We start from the raw sequence: 18,884 nt of genomic DNA, 5'->3' as shown, positions 1-18,884 counted from the left end.
CATGAGTTTACTACATCCGTATTATTTAATTGCAATCCTTTATATGCTGTTCTTCAGTGTTCAGGAGGTGTTTGGGAAAAAAGTTGATAAAAAATGGTTCTGGTTCCTTGCTGTTTATTTTATTATTATTGTTGGTTTTAGAAAAGATGTAGGACCGGACTACGGAAGTTACAAAGGAATTTATATTTACTCGGATACCAAAAGCTATTACAGCATATTTATGAAAATGCTTCACATGAAGGGGACGGAAAACCTGGATGTGGAATGGCTGTATACACTGATCAATAAAATTCTGCTCAATGTTTTTGATGCTCCTTTTTATATGGTGACTCTGGTTATTGCTATTTTTGCAATGATCCTAAAGGTGGAATATACAGAAGATAATACCTTTTACCCTTTTACTTTTACCCTTTTCATGTTTATTCCCAATTTTTTTATCGGAGAAAGCGGGCAGATCAGACAAAACCTGGGAACTTTTATTGTTTATTTTGCCATACGGTATATCAAAGAACGAAAATTCTGGCATTACTTATTTTTCATATTTATAGGGTCCGGGATACACAGTGTTTGTTATTTATTCCTGCCAATGTACTGGCTGGCTCGTGTTCCCCTGAATAAGACAGTGATGCTGGTTATGATTATTGGCTCGGTTTTCCTGTCTCCATTTGAAATATACCGAAGTTTTGGTAGCTTTTTAGATGGGATGGCCTCTGATAATATGCTTGTGGAAGGGTTTAACGGGTATATGGATGAAACGGTGCAGCGACTGAACGGAGGTATTGGAATTCCGGAAGTCATGATGGCTATCCTGACATTCTTTCTTTTTGCTTTTGATAACAAGATGAAAGCGCTGTATCCTTATTATGAATATCATAGGAATTATGCTGTAATAGGAATATGCCTTTACTTTATTTTTAGAAATAACCCTATATTCTCGTCGAGGCTGGCAGGCGCTTTCATTGGCTTCTCATACATCATTATTCCCAATGCAATGTATGTTGTTTCCGGAAGGGTCAGAAATATGATTTATGCCTTCATTATTTCACTCGTCGTCTTCAATTTTGTCGTTTTTGCGATTTTTAATAATATCAAGGCCGGACGATTTTCAATAGAACGTTATCAAAATTATATTCTTCCATAGGATTTCGGAGATTAGATATAATCAGATAAAAAAAGACAACTGTAAGGCTGTCTTTTTTTATGAAAGGTTTGTTCATGTTTATACTGTTTACTAGTTTTGTTTTTAAATTATTAATAACATATTTAATTTATGTTGTTTTTATTTATAAAATAAATCTCTTTTTGTTGAGATAGGCTTAAAAATTGTATTTGGGTAATGACACTAAATTATAAGGTATGAAAAGGTTAGCTGAAAAATTAGCGACAGTCTTCTGTCTGATATCATTGGGAATCTGTTCTAAAGGAAGCACCAGAGAGAGTCTTTCCTCACATGGACCTATAAGAGCAGTATGGATTGCTGAAAATACGGACTCACTGGCCAGACCGTTACCCGAATTGGCAAAATTATTCCTTCCGGATTGGAAAAAAGCTCCTAACAGTTACATTTTTGATCCCGGTCAGAATAGCGAGGGATTACTGGTTCCGGTAAAGAAGGCCTACGCCATGTGGGAAGGAGGGGGGTATCTTAATGGGAGTGGTATCCCGGCTGGTACCGTAACGGCGGATGTTTTATGGGAAGATGTTCATGGACTTATAAAATCCGGAGTAAACTACGCTCTTGAAATCACAGGAACCGGACAGGATGCCAAAATAAAAGTTCCGGTCAATAAAACAAAAAAAGGAAATGCCGTCATTGCTTTCAAAGTAAACGGAGAAATTTATTGGAGCTGGCATATCTGGGTGACTGATGATCCCACAAACGGAGCTGCTTACAGAAGTTTCAGCAATGTTAAAAGAATGAAATCAGACGGGAGTACCGAAGTTATTCCTGACTCCGACTGGAAGTGGATGGATAGGAATCTTGGAGCAATTACAAGCTCTATCACTGCATCAGACTGGAATAGAAGCATTGGGCTTCTTTATCAGTGGGGACGAAAAGATCCTATTCCTCCATTAGTTACCAGAGGAAATGATTTTTATGAAGCCTCAGGATCTATAGGCAGAATCAGGCATAGAGGAGCAAAGAATATGACCAATGCTGTAAGTATTGATGACCTCAGGAAATTCGTTCTGCTTTCTGAAGCAGAAGTAACCAATAATATAAGACTTTCTGTAAAAAATCCTTTGAGCCTTATTTATGTGAACAAAGATGATAACTCTGGCCAGGCTTATTACAACAATAATCTTAATCTCCCTGTCAATTGGTTTGGAAAATCGACAGCTTTACCGAATAACAGGCTTTCAGAGCTTAATCTCTGGTCTGATAATGCACAAGGAAAAATAGAATCTGTTTACAATACTGATGATAAAGCAAAACCTTATAGAGATAAATCGCCATATGATCCATGCCCCAACGGATGGCGTGTACCCTCTATGCTTGTTGCAAATCTTGCTTCCTCATCTTATGTAGATGATATAAGAATAGACTTTTCACCCTTCGGAGTGAGAACCAATATGGCGAAAAATGTTTTTGAAACCAATAAATATCACATTATAAAACCTACTGATGCAGGCGTCCCTGCTTTCATGACAGGATTTAAAATTTATCCCAATTGGGGTTTTGATCTTTCATCTGTGGGGGGATATAATATGGGAATCTTCCCCGGAAACGGGCAGCTTATCAGGGGTGCTCACCAGGGGCAGTATACTGATCAGCACCACACGGCACTTTGGACGGCTACCATGGCCCGGCAGTTTGATACTTCTCCTGCCGTTACGGTCAGAGGACTTTCTATGATTCCGGACAAGACACAACCTGATGTCCCGGATGCAAACTACCCTAATATTAAAGGACGCTATTATTATTTTCCAATGTCCATAATGTACACTTCGGATGCGAATGGCTGCAGATGTATAAAAGATCCACTCTATGTGATCAATGACTATGATTTTCCAATTGAATATCTGCCTTCAGCTGCAGAATATAAAGAAGGATTCAATAATCCGAATACCTACCAGATTGTAAAAAGCGGGGCTGTGACTACCATCGAAATTCCGGTCAGTAAAGCATTTTCTGTGCAAAGTCAATTATTGAATAATGCTGAAATACTAAATCCTTCCAGTTTTAACAATTTAAAAGGAAATGTTCTCTGGACAACCAATGCAGGCCTTGTCAGTAAAATTTCAGTAGTGAACCCTTCACCTTCATCACTGCAGGATATTGTCAATTCTAAATTATCTGTAGAAATTGCTCCCAATGAGAGTGGAAATGCAGTTGTGACATTGCATAACGGCAGTATATCTTCACCGGTATACTGGAGCTGGCATATCTGGGTGACAGATTCTCCTGTAGGATCTTATACTTATACAACTGAAGCTCCGGCAACAGTTACGAACTATGTAAATTATGCAGATAAAGCCGATGTAGTTTTCCAGACGACTTTTATGGATCGGAATCTTGGGGCTACAGATGCTTTTCCTGCAATTGCCAATCCGCAGGCACCTACCGCTGATGAACTTTTAAAAATACGCGCCTCTACCGGCCTGCACTATCAATGGGGAAGAAAAGATCCTATTCCTGTATTTCAATATGCAGATAACAGAAGTTTCTATAATGTGTTTTTAGGGACAGCAGCAGCTAATGGAACTGTTACCTACAGTACACTCAATCCCACGGACTACAATAATCTTTCAGGAAGTTATATTGTGCCTTACAATACTTATGCTGCATCATCTAATGTACAGGTTGTAGATAAACCGGCAGACAAAATTTCCAAAATATTATCTTATTCTGTGAAGAACCCTTTGGTGTATATGATTCCCAGTTCTTTTGCCCCTTACAACAGCACGACACCTAATTATACCAACGGAACAGACTGGCTTGCAACAGAGCCTAACTTAGCTCCGGACAGATGGGGGAGAGGAGGCAGGAAATCACCTTTTGATCCTTGTCCTGAAGGATGGAGGGTTCCTGATCTTACCAATGTCGCTTTGGTTTCAGGAACAGATTTCGGGCAGACTCCCTGGTATAAAAAAGATAAAAATGTAGCAACGTCATACAGTATTGCTACGGATTATTCAGGTACAAGAGTGAGAAACTCTGCCAATGCTACGGTAGGATATACCTTCAATAATCCTGTATATCCTTTGGGAAATTATCCTGATTCCGGATCAAGAGGATTCAGAAGTGTGACCGCGAATCAAACAGCACAGGGAACATTTAATGTTCTGAACTTTCAGTATCCTGCTGTCTGGACGGCTGCTTTAAATTCTAATTATCTGGGAAGATCAGTCAATGTCTTATTTGATGCAGCTGCTACAACTAATAGAATAATAGTTTTTCATGATAATAATGATCCTTACTTCGGAACAGGATGCCGATGCGTGAAAATAGAATATGATGCCAATGGTAATGAAGAAGGACCGGCTTCAAGAACTACCATAATACCCAATGGTCCTACATTAAGTACTGCAAATACAGTATTTAAGACTGTTGAGAACAAGATATCCCTATATCCAAGCCCTGTATCCAATATTCTCTATATAAAGGCAACGGAAAATAAAGAATATAATTTTCAAATTTTTAATGCCTTGGGACAGCTTGTAAAATCAGGAAAGTTCATCAATAATCAGACAGATCTTTCATCTTTAAATACAGGCGTGTATTTAATAAGGATAAATAATTCAGAGGCAATGGTAAAAATTATAAAACGGTAATACTGAAAAAAAGACAGTAAAACAGCGGTATAAGATCTCTTATTCCGCTGTTTTACTAATATGCATATTTCTTGCATCTATCATGAATGATGAAAAATTCTATATCATTATATGTTGATATGTTCATAACAGCCTAAAACCTATACTGGAAAGGCATTTGTTTGTTTTAAAAAGAGGTGTTGAAATAGTGAATAAACTAATTTGTTTGTTAAATTAAAGCCGTTTAACAAAAAGTATATAATAAAAAAGCTTTACTTTTGCAAAAATTTTTAGTTAGAATGTCGAAAAATTTAGTAATCGTAGAGTCCCCGGCTAAAGCAAAAACTATTCAAAAATATTTAGGAAAGGATTTTGAAGTGAAATCCAGTTTCGGGCATATCCGGGATCTCCCTAAAAAAGGAATGGGGATAGATCTTGCTACCTTCAGTCCTGATTACGAAGTTTCAGCAGACAAAAAGAAATTGGTAACCGAATTAAAGGCCGCTGTAAAGAAAGCAGATATGGTATGGCTTGCTTCCGATGAAGACCGTGAAGGAGAGGCCATTGCATGGCATCTTGCGGATGAACTGAAGCTGAAGCCTGAGAACAGAAAGAGAATTGTTTTCCATGAGATTACTAAAAATGCCATTCTAAAGGCAATCGACAATCCCAGAGATATTGATCAGAATTTGGTGAATGCCCAGCAGGCAAGAAGAGTGCTGGACAGAATTGTAGGTTTTGAAATGTCACCCGTTTTATGGAAGAAAGTAAAACCGGGACTGTCTGCAGGAAGGGTACAGTCTGTAGCGGTAAGACTGATTGTTGAAAGAGAAAAGGAGATCCGTGAGTTTACGCCAAAGGCAAGTTTTAAGCTTGATGGGATCTTTTTAAATAAAGCTGAGCAGGAAATTGCTGCCAAGCTGAAAAAAGACTTTGAAAAAGAGGAAGAAGCAGAAAAATTCCTGGAACAGTCCAGGACTACGGAATTTAAAGTTCTGAATGTTGAAACCAAACCAGGTACACGTTCGGCTTCAGCACCTTTTACAACATCTACTTTACAACAGGAAGCTTCTTCAAGACTTGGATATAACGTAACCAATACGATGCGCCTGGCTCAGAGGCTATACGAAGAGGGTTTCATTACCTATATGAGAACAGACTCTGTGAATCTTTCGCAGGAAGCTATTGAAGGAGCGAAAAAACAAATTGTATCAGAATATGGAGCAGAATATTCTTCTCCGAGAAACTATACTACAAAGTCAGCTTCAGCACAGGAAGCTCACGAGGCCATCCGTCCTACGGATTTTGGAGTGAAAAGTATAGGAGATGCGCAGCTCAACAGGTTGTATCAATTAATATACAGAAGAACACTGGCTTCTCAGATGGCTAATGCCAAAATTGAAAAGACAGTGATTGAAATAGGCAATACATCATTGCCGCATCATTTTGAAGCACAGGGAGAGGTTATTATATTCGACGGTTTCCTGAAAGCTTATGGAATTGTAAAAGCGGAGGACGATGATGAAGAAAACAATGAAAAATTACTTCCGAAAGTAAAGGTAGGTGAGATCCTGAATTATAAATCTATAACAGCCACTGAAAAATTCACAAGGCCAAGCGCAAGGTATACAGAAGCCGGATTGGTGAAGAAACTTGAAGAACTGGGAATTGGGAGGCCTTCTACTTATGCGCCTACAATTCAGACGATACAGAACAGGGAATATGTGGATAAAAGAGAAATAGAACCACAAACCCGTGAAGTAATCAAAATGTCTCTGCTGAATGACAAGATCAAAAAAGTGGTTCTTGAAGAGAAATTCGGTGGTGATAAAAATAAATTTGTGCCTACAGATATCGGTGAAGTTGTCAATGATTTCTTAACAGATAACTTTAGAGAAATTCTTGATTATGGTTTCACAGCAAGAGTGGAGGAAAGCTTTGACGAAATTGCAAGCGGTGATCAGAAATGGAAGGAGATGATGACGAATTTCTACTCAAAATTCCACCCGAGAATTGAAGACGTAGAAGAAAATGCAGACCGTGCAACAGGAGACAGACTTTTAGGAGTAGATCCTAAGACCGGTAAAAATGTACATGCCAGAATCGGAAGATTTGGAGCAATGATCCAGATTGGAGAAACAGATGATGAGGAAAAACCGATCTTTGCCTCCTTAATGGCTGGACAGAATATTGCAACCGTTACTTTTGAAGAAGCTTTGGAATTGTTCAAATTACCTTTTGACTTAAATGAAGTTGACGGACAACCGGTTTCTGTTGGAGTGGGCAGATTTGGACCTTATGTAAAATGGGGAGAAACTTATATCAGTATTCCGAAAGGTGAAGATCCGCTTTCTGTAGATCAGAAACGTGCTGAGGAAATTATCAGTGAAAAGAAAATTGCTGATGCTCCGATTGCAACGTATAAAGGGGAACCCGTAACAAAAGGTACAGGAAGATTCGGGCCATTTATCAAGTACAGGGATATTTTCGTAAATGTTCCTAAGAGATATGATTTTGAAAACCTTTCTCAGAGTGATATCAATGAACTGATTGATGCTAAACTTGAAAAAGAGGCGAACCGGTACATCCAACAGTGGGAAAAAGAAAAAATTTCCATTGAAAACGGAAGATGGGGACCTTTCATCAAATTCGGAAAAGCAATGTTCAAAATTCCAAAGAAAGCTGATGATACAAAATATGAATCAGATGAACTGAAAGAAATTTCTTTAGATGAGGTTAAAAAATGGATTACTGATCAGGATCCGAAAGCCTTTGCGGAAAAGAAAAAACCAGCAGCTAAAAAAACTGCTACTACAAAGAAAACAACAGCGGTAAAGAAAACCGCTGCCAAAAAGAAATAAATAGTTTTTAATACAATATGAAAGCGCAGACAAAGTCTGTGCTTTTTTGCTTTTATAAAGCTGGCTGCTAAATGATGGTTATATGGGCTAGTGCTTTTCATTGAGAATCATTAAAAAATATAAAAAGACCTATGATAACAGTTAACTAAATTCTCTTTGTAGGGATTTAACCTTGCGGATGGCGATGATTGCTTAGTTCTAAGTATAAATACGTAAATGAAAAATACAGTACTAAGACTGTGATATTCAGTATTTTAAATCTGTAGTTTTACATCGTAATATTACAGTGAGTGGAGTTCAGAAACCACTTTAAAAACGGGGCGGATTCTGAAAAGCCATATGAGTAAGAAAACAAAAACTATAAGATCATGTCAGAATTTAATTTTAGCAAAGAAGCTATCTCACACGCATTAGAAGCAGCAAAAAGATCACACGATGACAGCCAGGCAAGTCGCCGTGCGGTAGGAGCAGAATCAGATTTAAGCCTGGTGAATGCCAGTGCCGGTTATCTTCTTGTAACGGCAGAGTGTATATCAATTACTGTTGAGAATAACAAAGTCTGTATCAATTTACCGTTAGGTTTTGGGAAATATTGCTTTAGCATCCCATTAAGTATTCCTAATGGAACAGCGGGTCAGGCTTGTTTATCAATATGTACTACCTGGGGGATCCCAACAGGAATTAGAGTTAATATTAATATAGCCGGAATAACAATTATCAGCCAGTCATTCGGAAAGTGCTAATTAATCGTTTCTGATTAGAATAAAATCCGTCTCATATGCTATATGGGACGGATTTGTTTTTGAAGTCTTAGGATGTAAAAAAAATGAATGACACCTGAAAATAAAAATTATTTTAATTTAAAATCTTGTTGTATGATAATTTTCCTTGGCAGAATAGGTTTTTTGGGATACTGAAACTTTTGGTGAAAATGAAATTCCAGCTGCTAATAGAAATGTAACAGAATAAAGGAACTGCTAATGTTGTTTATTCGTGGTTCCTTTATAATTATTGTAGGAAAATTTTTTCATTAGTTTTATGATGAAATCTCTACCTTTGACCGTTTAAAAACTAACTAATAACCTGAAATGTATTTTAAATTGAGGCTTATGTATAAAATTCTATCTGTTTTAGGGCTTTTCATCACTATGAATGTCTTCGCACAGGAAAACCTGCTGGACACAACGTATGGTTTAAGCGGTGGGTATACCGATTTTGCTTTTTATAATGGCAGTCAAATGTCTGGAGGGCTGGAAATTCAGGCTACAACAAAACTTCCTGATGGAAAAGTTTTGGCAGTAGGAGTAAGCTTCATTGCCCGTTTTACTTCTAATGGGATATTAGATACTTCATTTTCCAATGGTTCCGGATATAAGCTTTTTTCCCAGAAAAACTATGGTCGTATAAAACCTGCAGGCGATGGTAATTATATTATCATGGATATAGGATTCGGAGGGGTACAAAAAATAGATGAAAATGGAAATTTTGTCAATAATTTTACTCCCTACACCCAATCTGCATCCTATGCAGATATAGATATAGATCAAAGTGGAAGAATTTATCTTCTGAAATATACAACATCCAATTCCGGCTCAGATTACAGCCTGGTACGTCTTTTACCAGACGGAACCGTAGATGCTTCTTTTGGAAACGGAGGTACACTGGCTTTAGGGTTTACGTATCGGTACAGAAAAGTAAGCGTAAATAACAATAATGAAATCTTTATGGCTGGCCAGAAAATTGTTGCAGTGAGTGATCAGAGGATCGTGGTTACAAAGCTTCAGGCTAACGGTAGTTTTGATATGTCTTTCGGAAATGCAGGTACTTTTCTGTATTCACCAGGGCAGAACGTAAACAGCAGTGCTCATTTAATGTTTTTGGATAATGGAAAAATATTGGGATTAACTGCTGGAAGTATTTGTAACGGAAATAATTGTTTTGGACTGATTACCTATCGGCTGAATGCAAACGGAACTTTAGATACAACATTTAAAAATACAGGAATTAGTGTTATTCCGGTCCAATCTGATTCAACTCCTATGAAAGTGATTCGCCTTCCGGATGGCAGCTTTATGATTTCAGGAACAGGTTGGTACAATACCTATGCTTTGAAGATGGATGAAAATGGAGATCTTGATAACTCCTTTGGATTAAATGGTAAAATCATTACCCCACAAATGCTGAATAAGAGTGTGTACAATGGAGGATTCGAACTGTATGGAAATTCAATCGTTTTATTTGGGGTTTATTCAATCTGGTATGGAGCGCAAACTCGTTATGTAGGAACTGCCCGTAAATATTTTTTCAATGCAAGCAGTCTGAAAACCTCCGAAACAGCAGTGGAAAGAATAGGGCTTTACCCAAATCCTGCTAAAGATTTTCTGAATGTTACATCAATTGATAAAATAATGGGTTATGCTATATATGACGCAAATGGCAGAAAAATAATGTATTCGGAAACTCAATTATCAGAAGGGGGGATTAATGTAAGTAGTCTTCTTTCAGGGCTGTATTTTATCGATATGAAAACAATTAAAGGAAGTGTTGTATCAAAATTTATAAAAAAATAATTGATAAATAATTCTTATCTTAACAAAAGTCTTCTTCCAGGAAGGCTTTTTTTGTAAGTTTGTTAGATCAAGCAATTAATCATTTATTACATTTCAAATTAAAATATGGATTTCGAAGACTTTATCATTTCACCAAGAAATTTCAAAACAGAAAGCTGGCAGATAGGAAATCGGATTACTAAAGATATCAGAGAGGACAGCATTGTTCTCTTGTTTGTGTCAGATTACAGAGGAGCTGGCGGAGATGCGGAAGTGCAGGACTTTACAGCAGTAAGAAAAGAATTTTACAAGCTCTCACAAATGGACTTTGAAATTCCTGTAGTAGATCTTGGAGATCTGGTATCAGGAAAATCAGTTCAGGATACCCACTATATCTTGCAGGAAGTTCTGTCAGCATGTCACTACAAAAGAGCTATTCCGGTGATTATCGGAGGTTCCAATGATTTTGCCTTTTCATTATTTTCAGCATTGAATTTTCACAAGAAAAGTCTCAATTATACCCAGATCAGCAACATTATTTCTCTCCAGCAGGGAGAGACAATCAATGAACATACCTTTTTAAGCAAAATTTTTGGTGCCAAAAATTTTTCCATTAAAAATTATCATCATTTAGGTTATCAGAAACATTTGAACGAAATGGATTCTGTAAGACTGATCAAAGAAGTGGAATTTGATATTATCCGTCTTGCTGAAATGATGAACTCAACAGAAAGAACAGAGCCTTTCTTCAGAAAAGCAGACCTGGTGACTGTAAACTGTGATGCTGTCGAAAGTTTCAGTGAGCCTTTTTCTATGAATCCACAGGTCAACGGATTGAACAGAAGAGAAATCTGTGCCTACATGAAGGAAATAGGACTGAGTGAAAACCTGAAGTCTGTCGGGATCTTTAATTATAATATCTATTCGGAAAACCAGCTGAACCATCAGCTTTTAGCGCAGATGTTATGGTATCTGATTGAAGGGATCAACATCCAGCACTCTCATCCGAAAGAAAGAAATTATGAGCTGTTCTATGTCTTAATAGATGACAGGCAGTATGCATTCAGGCGTGATACTTTCAGTAATTTGTGGTATTTTGGTGATGATGAAAATATAGAAAACTGCATTCCGTGTTCCAGAAAAGATTTTGACGAAGCTAAAAAAGGATGGCTGAATGCAAGACTGACGAAAATTTAATGTATGACAAATGTTCCCTCAAGAGTATCCATTATTGTTCCCGTTTACAATGTAGAAAATTATCTGACAAAATGCCTTGACTCTCTGGTAAACCAAAGTCTCCCGGATATTGAGATTCTTGTTGTGAATGACGGAAGTAAAGATCGTTCTGAAAAAATCATTACAGAATATGCTCAGAAATATCCGGATAAAGTAAAAGCTTTTACCAAAGAAAATGGAGGTTTAAGCGACGCCCGTAATTTTGGGATTGATAGGGCGACCGGTGATTATATAGGATTTGTGGACAGTGATGACTATGTCACAGAAAATATGTTTGAGGAAATGCTTCTTTTAGCAGAAAGACATCATGCAAAAATGGTGATCTGTAATATTCAGAAAGTGGACGAAAACGGAAAAGTCACCCAAAAACTGACTCAGCTTCCCAATATGCCTGAAAAAATTATCCTTGAAAGTAACTTTTCTGTATTTTCTGATATCAGCTACTTTGCATGTAATAAGCTGTTCAAAAAAGAACTTTTTGACCGGAAAAGATTTAAAAAAGGAATTCATTTTGAAGATATTCAGCTTATTCCACAGCTTTTGCTGGAATGTGATGTTATAGCACAGACGCAGAGTTTCCATTATCAGTACTTTGAACGTACAGATTCTATTACAAAGACCCATACAGAAAAAGGACTTGATATGCTGAAAGCGGTATCAGATGTAGAAAAGGTGTTCAGAGAGTCCCCATATGCCAGCAAACAGGAAGAACTGAAAAATTTTCAGATTTTTGAAGGAATATATTCGTTTCTGGCCTATCTGGCCTTCGTGAAAAAAGAAGAAATATTCTATGAAATGTCTGAGCAGCTGGTTCTTTTTATGAAAGAAAGACAGATAAAAATTCAAGATATATTGAAGTATAGTCGTTTTGGTAAGAATTATCTTTTATCTTTGCCCTTGAAGAAAAAAATTTTTTATCTGTTATTTTTTGCGGGACAGAAAAAATTGATAAGAAAACTGATTTAGTAAACACAAATGTAGTACTATTGTTTCGGTCAATAAAAAATAGTAGTGAGGTTTTTGATAACAGCCGGCGTTATAATTTTTTATTCACAGGATACAAGTGCTGAGTAAGAAAGAATGAAAAACTTTGAATTGTTCTTAAGCGGATCGGGAATACCTATTTTCTATATAAAAATAGGATTAGGCTTTGTATTCTCCTTTTTAATTACATTTTTCTCCATTCCTACCATTGTCAAGATTTCAAGAAGAAAAAATCTGATGGATGAGCCTGGAATAAGAAGCTCTCACCTTAGAGAAATTCCTAACTTAGGTGGGATCGCTATCTTTTATTCGATAGGAATCTGTGCTTCTATTTTTGCCTATGAGCTGTTTGATCTCTACAAATTTTTATTTGCCTCACTGATTATCCTTCTGTATGTGGGAGTGATGGATGATATTGTGGTGATGAGAGCTTATAAAAAGCTTGTTGCACAGATTGTAGTTTCCGCGTTGGTGGTTATTGGTTCAGATATCAGGATCAGAAGTTTATTTGGAATATTCGGGGTTTATGAGCTGGAGTATTTTGTAAGTGTGATATTCAGTATTATTACTTTTATTATCCTGATCAATGCTTTCAATCTGATAGATGGGATAGATGGATTGGCCGGTGGATATTCCGTCATCTGCAGTGCCTTATTTGGAATAAGCTATTATCGGTTGGGAGAATATAATTATCCGCTGGTCGTATTGTCTGTGGTTATTATCGGGACAGTGCTGGCATTTCTCTATTATAATCTGTCCAATTACAGGACCCGTAAAATATTTATGGGAGATACGGGGTCTATGCTGCTTGGTTTTTTACTTGCCTTTACTTCCATTTGTTTTATAGATATTTTTATAGATAAAAAACTGGCAGATGTGCCAAGATATCATCTGCAGTCTGCTCCTGTAGTAGCTGTGGCTATTCTTATTCTTCCGATTGTAGATACATTGAATGTAATTATGATCAGGCTTTACAACAAGAAATCACCATTCGACGCCGATAAAAACCATATTCACCATAAGTTGCTTAAGCTGGATCTTACCCACAGAAGAGCTACTTTTTATATTATTCTTTATTATCTGATGATTGTAGGGGTAGCTTATTACTTAAGACACATGAATGTCAATCTTTTATTATTGGTGATTATTTTATTAGGATTTTTCGGTGCTTACCTCCCGGATTTGCTATATCGGTTAAGAAATAACAAAAATTAACAATTAAATATTACTTTTGTAAACAATATTATATATGATGAAGAACTTTAAATATTTATTTCTAATATTCCCTCTTTTAGTTACCTCATGTATCACAACAAAGGATGTAAGATATTTACAGCCAAGTGAAAGCCTTGTGATTAATGAAGAAGGTCTTGTTCCCTACAACATTCCTGTATACAGAATTACTAAAAATGATATCCTTAATCTTAATATTGTGACAACTCCCAAAGGAGATGCTGCACAATTTTATTCCTCTTACAATACTTCCGGTGGAATAGCCGGCGGAAGTGTAACAAGTTCTGCGATTTCTGGCGGAGGGAGTGTAGCAGGATCAGCCGGTATTAATTCCGGAGGAAGCAGGGGAGGAAATATGAATTTTTATTTCAATGGTCTGAAAGTTGACGGCAATGGGGAAATCAATGTTTTTGGAATTGGCTATGTCAAAGCTGAAGGAAGAACCCTTGATGATATTTCAAAAGAAATACAGGAAAAAGTAAATGAAAACTTCCAGGAAGGAAAATCTGAAGTACGACTGAATATAGACGGTATTACTTATTATATTCTGGGGGATGTTGAAACCACAGGGCTTTCCGGAGAAAAGGTGGTTCATAAAAATACGCTTACCATTACCGAGGCACTGGCCATTAATGGAGGATTGAACAGAACCATTGATAAGAGAGAGATCGTTATTCACAGAAAGCTCCCGGAAGGAATCAAAATTGCCAAAATAGACCTTACCCGGGAAGATCTTATGAATTCCCCTTTTTATTATATCCAGAACGGAGATGAAATTTATCTGAACACAAGAGCGAAAAGCTTGAATGGATTCGGTAAAGATCCGATTCAGACTTTGACTACCGGAGTTTCAGTGATTACTACTGCATTGTCTATTTATTTACTTCTTAAAAATCTATAGTCATGATTCCAGAAAAAGTAACCGCTGCAGAGAAAAATTCTCAGAAAGACAAGTATGGGTCGTTCGCATTATTTGACATAGAACACTTTTTAAGAAGAATTCTTAAAAACTGGTACTGGTTTGTGTTCATGTTTTTTATAGGCTATGCCATTGCCTGGATATACAGTAAATATTATGCACAAAATATTTATGCGTCGGATTTATCACTAAGCACTTCCAGCAAAGGGTCAGAATTCCTGCCAACCCAATCCAATCAGTCTATTAATTTCATTTGGGGTGATACAGGAAACCAGGATGGGCTTTATCTGAAAAAAATGCTCCTATCCAGATCTCATAATGAGTTCCTGGTAAAAGAATTGGATCTTTTTGTGAACTATTCTACCAAAGGACTTATAAAATCTACTTACCTGGACAAAGATGATTCCCCTGTTTTTCTTCAGATAGACAGAGGCCATCTTCAGCAGATCAATTATCCTATTACTTTGATTCCCAAAGATAATGGAGCCTATGAGGTGGTTTTGCCTGATGAAGGTGAGTCTACAAGCTTATATAATTATGAAGTTGAAGGATTCCAAAGCATCAGCCCTTACAGCAGACCGGCTAATAAAGTGATAAAGATCAATGAATGGTATAATTCTCCCAATCTTAGATTCAGATTGCTTAAAAACCCCGTTCCCACTAAAATCAAGCTGGATAATATCATTATAAGCCTGAACTCTGTGAATCAGAGTGTAGATGAAATTGTATCTACAACCGGGGTAGATTTTGATAAAGAAATCAGATCTATTATGGTTATTACCAAAAAAGGGTATAATCTTAACAGTACGGTTAATTTCCTGAACAAATCCGTTGCAGAACTGCAGAAAAAGAGACTGGCTGATAAAAACATTGTTAATAAAAATACAGATGTATTTTTAAAAGAAAACCTTGGTAATATCCGTAAAAAACTTGATTCAAGTGCAAATGTGCTGAATTACCTGAAAACTTCAGAAAAACTTTATAATATTAAAGACAGAGACGAAAAATCTCTGGAAAGAATAAAAGAACTGGAAGCAAAAAAAGCAGATATTATTAGTAAAATCAGTTCTCTTAACAATATCAAAAATACTCTTCAGTCTCAGAATTTTGACAAAATGATCGGAACAAATGCTGCTGGTTTTGAAGATGGTGTCTTCTCTGCCACTGTTTCTGAATTGAGAGCATTGTATACCAAAAAAGCAGAAATGGCTACCATTTACAAGCCTTCATCAGAACCAATGAGAGAAATCAACAGGCTGATTGATGAAGCGAGAATGGGATCATCCAATAGCCTGAGAGGTTATTACAACAGATATTATGATGAAATCAATAAAATAGACCGCGAAATAGCGGGAGCCAACTCAGATTTAGCTTCTTACCCTGAAAAAGAAAGAAGATATTTGGATGCAGAAAGAGGTTATAATATGATTGAGGCCACTTATAACAGTCTTTTGGGTAGACAGAGCGATACACAGATGAGAATGGCAACCAATCAATCTGATATCACAGTAATTGACCCTGCTAAAAATGTAGGACAAAGACCTATAGGACCTAATGTAAAGCTGGCAAAGACGGTGATTATTTTAGGACTGCTTCTGCTTCCGTTGTTATTGATCCTTGTTGGAGAAGTGTTGGATAATAAAATAAGAAATATCAAAGAACTCTTAAGTGCTACGAAAATTCCGCTTCTTGGGGTCATTGGAAATAACAGTAATGAAAATATGCTTACCGTTTTGGAGCAGCCAAAATCATCGGTATCTGAAGCTTTTAGGGGAATACGGGCAAATATGAGATTTCTCATGGATAATGAAAATGAGAAAGGTAAAGTCATTTTGATTACATCGTCCATAGGAGGAGAAGGAAAAACATATATTTCCATCAATTTAGCTTCAGTTATAGGGTTGAGTGACAAAAAAACAATCTTGCTGGGTATGGATCTTAGAAAACCGAAAATCTTTGGAGATTTTAAGATTGATAATAAATATGGGATATCAAATTACCTTACGGGTGAAGTGGGAATTGATCAGATTGTAAACAAAACAAAAATCCCTAATCTGGATGTTGCTACTTCGGGGCCCATCCCGCCAAACCCCTCTGAGCTTTTAATGAGCCAGAGAAATATCAAATTTATAGAAGAACTTAAAGAAAAATACGATTTTATTATTATAGATTCACCACCGGTAGGATTGGTAGCAGATTCATATGAACTGATGAAGCTTTCTGATGCTAATCTTTATGTTGTACGCCATGAATACACAGAAAAGTATATGCTGAAAATGATTACAGAGAAATATCATAATGATGAAATTGACAATCTGGGCCTTATTTATAATGACTATAATACAAAACAGGGATATGGTTATGGCTACGGTTATGGCTACGGTTACGGTTATGGTTACGGCTATTTTGATGAAGATAAAAATTATAAAGAGCCATTGTTGATAAGAATCAGAAATAAAGTACGGGTGTTATTTAATAAAAAATAAAGCATTAAACCCTCATTTAATGGGGGTTTTTTCATATTTATTATATTTTCATTCTATGAAAAAAAGAATATTTTTGCCACTTTGCCGTTTACTTTATAACAAATTATGTTTTTTTGTTTATTTTTAACTAAACATTAAGATTATCATTAATATAAAAATGTTTTATATTTGCAAAAATTAAATTTTAAAATAACCATAAATCCATATTCTTTTATGAATAAAAAATTATTGTTTAGCTTCCTTGCCTTCCTTGGAGTGGTAAGTGTCAAAGCACAAAGAAACGAATTGGGAGTTCGTCTAGGTATGAGTAACCTAGTGGGAGATGTAGGAAGGACAAATTATATTTTACAAAAGCCGTTGGATTTAAGCAGAACGTCAGATTGGGGTGTCCCATTTTATGGTGGTTTATTATATAGATTTAATTTTAACCCGCATCAGACCGTTAGGTTGGATTTAGGATATAACCAGATTCAGTTTAGCGATAAAGCGGCAAAGGAAGATTACAGAAGAAATAGAAACTCATACGGAAAAAACAATGTGTATGAGGCGAGTTTAATGTTTGAATATAACTTTTTCCCTGTCAATAATGAGCAGATCAGCATGCTAAGCCCTTACATCTTCGGAGGTGTTGGTGCTTTGATGTTTGATGCGCCGAAAGCTACACTTATGAATGATTTCAGAAGAGATGCCGATGGTGTAGCACAGGCTCCGATCAATGAATTGGATTTTACCACTACAACAAATTATTCATTGGGAAAAAAAGTAACTATGCATATCCCTTTTGGTGTCGGTCTGAAGTATAAATTCAACCATTCCTGGGCTATATTTGCAGAAGCTACGTTCAGATATACATTGACGGATCAGTTGGATCACAGTAAGATCCTTTCCAAAGATGTAAAAACTTCTTTTAATGCTGATATCTTGGACCCTGCTACCGGTGGTTCATTATTACAGTCTGGAAATTACTATGCAGTTTCTAAAGAAAGAGAAGCAGAGTTTATTAAAAAGAGAAATATTGGAGATGACAGATCTAATGACTGGATCAATACATTCAGCTTAGGACTGACGTATTCGTTCGGAAGACCTCCATGTTATTGTGAATAATATGTCGTTGATTAAAGATAAAATAAATTCTGAGAATTTACCGAAACACGTAGCCATCATTATGGATGGTAATGGAAGATGGGCAAAATCTCGTGGCGAAGAAAGAACTTTCGGTCACAAAAATGCCATTAATGCAGTAAGGAATGCCATTAATGCCTGTAATGAGATCAATATCCCTTACTTAACACTGTATACATTCTCTTCAGAAAACTGGAGCCGTCCGGCAGAAGAAGTGAATACCCTGATGAATCTGTTGGTAGAAACCCTGCTGCTTGAAGCAGAAGAGATCTTCAGCAAAGGATTGAGAATGCATGTGATAGGGAATCTGGAAAAACTTCCCCCATTAGTAAGAGAACAGCTGGAACGTGTAGTAGAACTTACAAAAGAAAACACAAAAGGAAACCTTGTATTGGCGATAAGCTATGGCTCACAAAATGAAATACTGGAAGCCGTTAAAAATATAAGTTCTGATGTAAAAGAAGGAAAAGTAGAGCTGGAAGATATTAACGAAAGTTTATTTGAAAGTTATCTGTATACAAAAGATTTTCCTCCTGTAGATTTACTGATCAGAACCAGCGGTGAAATAAGAATAAGCAATTTCCTGCTTTGGCAGATCGCTTATGCAGAATTACAGTTTTTAAATGTTCTGTGGCCGGATTTTACCAAAGATATTTTCTTCCAATGTATTGTTGATTATCAAAACAAAGAGAGAAGATACGGTTTAACCGGTGAGCAAGTAAAAGGCCAATAAAATTTT

General features: G+C 36.5%; 12 protein-coding genes. All 12 read left to right on the top strand.

What is annotated here, in order from left to right:
- The first annotated feature begins 1 nt into the window (after window position 1).
- The 12 genes from AC3FI7_RS14460 to uppS all read left to right on the top strand — a co-directional run bounded on the left by AC3FI7_RS14460 (window position 2) and on the right by uppS (window position 18,878).
- Window positions 2-1,141, top strand: coding sequence for an EpsG family protein (locus AC3FI7_RS14460; protein ID WP_228451277.1), 1,140 nt, complete (start codon window positions 2-4; stop codon window positions 1,139-1,141).
- A gap of 215 nt (window positions 1,142-1,356) precedes the next feature.
- A complete protein-coding gene (locus tag AC3FI7_RS14455) occupies window positions 1,357-4,776 on the top strand; it encodes a T9SS type A sorting domain-containing protein (RefSeq protein ID WP_491460376.1) in 3,420 nt (1,139 codons plus the stop codon).
- 278 nt (window positions 4,777-5,054) lie between these two features.
- Window positions 5,055-7,616 (top strand): type I DNA topoisomerase, encoded by a 2,562-nt coding sequence (topA, locus tag AC3FI7_RS14450; protein WP_491460375.1) that lies wholly within the window; start codon window positions 5,055-5,057, stop codon window positions 7,614-7,616.
- A 368-nt stretch (window positions 7,617-7,984) separates the two neighbouring features.
- The gene (locus AC3FI7_RS14445; RefSeq protein ID WP_142725028.1) at window positions 7,985-8,359 is read left to right on the top strand and encodes a hypothetical protein; all 375 of its coding nucleotides are present in this window, start codon (window positions 7,985-7,987) and stop codon (window positions 8,357-8,359) included.
- A gap of 366 nt (window positions 8,360-8,725) precedes the next feature.
- Window positions 8,726-10,186 carry a T9SS type A sorting domain-containing protein gene (locus tag AC3FI7_RS14440; protein WP_343661166.1) on the top strand — a complete coding sequence of 487 codons (1,461 nt, stop codon included), beginning with the start codon at window positions 8,726-8,728 and terminating at the stop codon, window positions 10,184-10,186.
- Between the two features lie 105 nt (window positions 10,187-10,291).
- A complete protein-coding gene (locus AC3FI7_RS14435) occupies window positions 10,292-11,362 on the top strand; it encodes a formimidoylglutamase (protein WP_491460374.1) in 1,071 nt (356 codons plus the stop codon).
- A gap of 3 nt (window positions 11,363-11,365) precedes the next feature.
- A complete protein-coding gene (locus AC3FI7_RS14430) occupies window positions 11,366-12,367 on the top strand; it encodes a glycosyltransferase family 2 protein (protein WP_491460373.1) in 1,002 nt (333 codons plus the stop codon).
- A gap of 114 nt (window positions 12,368-12,481) precedes the next feature.
- Window positions 12,482-13,600: a glycosyltransferase family 4 protein gene (locus tag AC3FI7_RS14425; protein ID WP_142725024.1), complete on the top strand. Its 1,119-nt coding sequence runs from the start codon at window positions 12,482-12,484 to the stop codon at window positions 13,598-13,600.
- 34 nt (window positions 13,601-13,634) lie between these two features.
- A complete protein-coding gene (locus tag AC3FI7_RS14420; protein WP_142725023.1) occupies window positions 13,635-14,519 on the top strand; it encodes a polysaccharide biosynthesis/export family protein in 885 nt (294 codons plus the stop codon).
- A 2-nt stretch (window positions 14,520-14,521) separates the two neighbouring features.
- Window positions 14,522-17,023, top strand: coding sequence for a polysaccharide biosynthesis tyrosine autokinase (locus AC3FI7_RS14415; protein ID WP_491460372.1), 2,502 nt, complete (start codon window positions 14,522-14,524; stop codon window positions 17,021-17,023).
- Window positions 17,024-17,236: 213 nt separating this feature from the next.
- Entirely contained in the window at window positions 17,237-18,127 is an 891-nt protein-coding gene (gene porG, locus AC3FI7_RS14410; RefSeq protein ID WP_142725021.1) for a type IX secretion system protein PorG, read from the top strand.
- 1 nt (window position 18,128) lies between these two features.
- Window positions 18,129-18,878, top strand: coding sequence for an undecaprenyl pyrophosphate synthase (gene uppS, locus AC3FI7_RS14405; protein ID WP_142725020.1), 750 nt, complete (start codon window positions 18,129-18,131; stop codon window positions 18,876-18,878).
- Window positions 18,879-18,884: the final 6 nt, after the last annotated feature.

Source organism: Chryseobacterium sp. TQ-BC-N36 (assembly GCF_058382295.1).
This window is presented reverse-complemented; position numbering and strand designations above follow the sequence as displayed.

Bases quoted from the DNA above. Each gene is read 5' to 3' on its own strand.
- AC3FI7_RS14460 (WP_228451277.1), top strand. From the start codon at position 2: ATGAGTTTACTACATCCGTATTATTTAATTGCAATCCTTTATATGCTG.
- AC3FI7_RS14455 (WP_491460376.1), top strand. From the start codon at position 1,357: ATGAAAAGGTTAGCTGAAAAATTAGCGACAGTCTTCTGTCTGATATCA.
- topA (WP_491460375.1), top strand. From the start codon at position 5,055: ATGTCGAAAAATTTAGTAATCGTAGAGTCCCCGGCTAAAGCAAAAACT.
- AC3FI7_RS14445 (WP_142725028.1), top strand. From the start codon at position 7,985: ATGTCAGAATTTAATTTTAGCAAAGAAGCTATCTCACACGCATTAGAA.
- AC3FI7_RS14440 (WP_343661166.1), top strand. From the start codon at position 8,726: ATGTATAAAATTCTATCTGTTTTAGGGCTTTTCATCACTATGAATGTC.
- AC3FI7_RS14435 (WP_491460374.1), top strand. From the start codon at position 10,292: ATGGATTTCGAAGACTTTATCATTTCACCAAGAAATTTCAAAACAGAA.
- AC3FI7_RS14430 (WP_491460373.1), top strand. From the start codon at position 11,366: ATGACAAATGTTCCCTCAAGAGTATCCATTATTGTTCCCGTTTACAAT.
- AC3FI7_RS14425 (WP_142725024.1), top strand. From the start codon at position 12,482: ATGAAAAACTTTGAATTGTTCTTAAGCGGATCGGGAATACCTATTTTC.
- AC3FI7_RS14420 (WP_142725023.1), top strand. From the start codon at position 13,635: ATGATGAAGAACTTTAAATATTTATTTCTAATATTCCCTCTTTTAGTT.
- AC3FI7_RS14415 (WP_491460372.1), top strand. From the start codon at position 14,522: ATGATTCCAGAAAAAGTAACCGCTGCAGAGAAAAATTCTCAGAAAGAC.
- porG (WP_142725021.1), top strand. From the start codon at position 17,237: ATGAATAAAAAATTATTGTTTAGCTTCCTTGCCTTCCTTGGAGTGGTA.
- uppS (WP_142725020.1), top strand. From the start codon at position 18,129: ATGTCGTTGATTAAAGATAAAATAAATTCTGAGAATTTACCGAAACAC.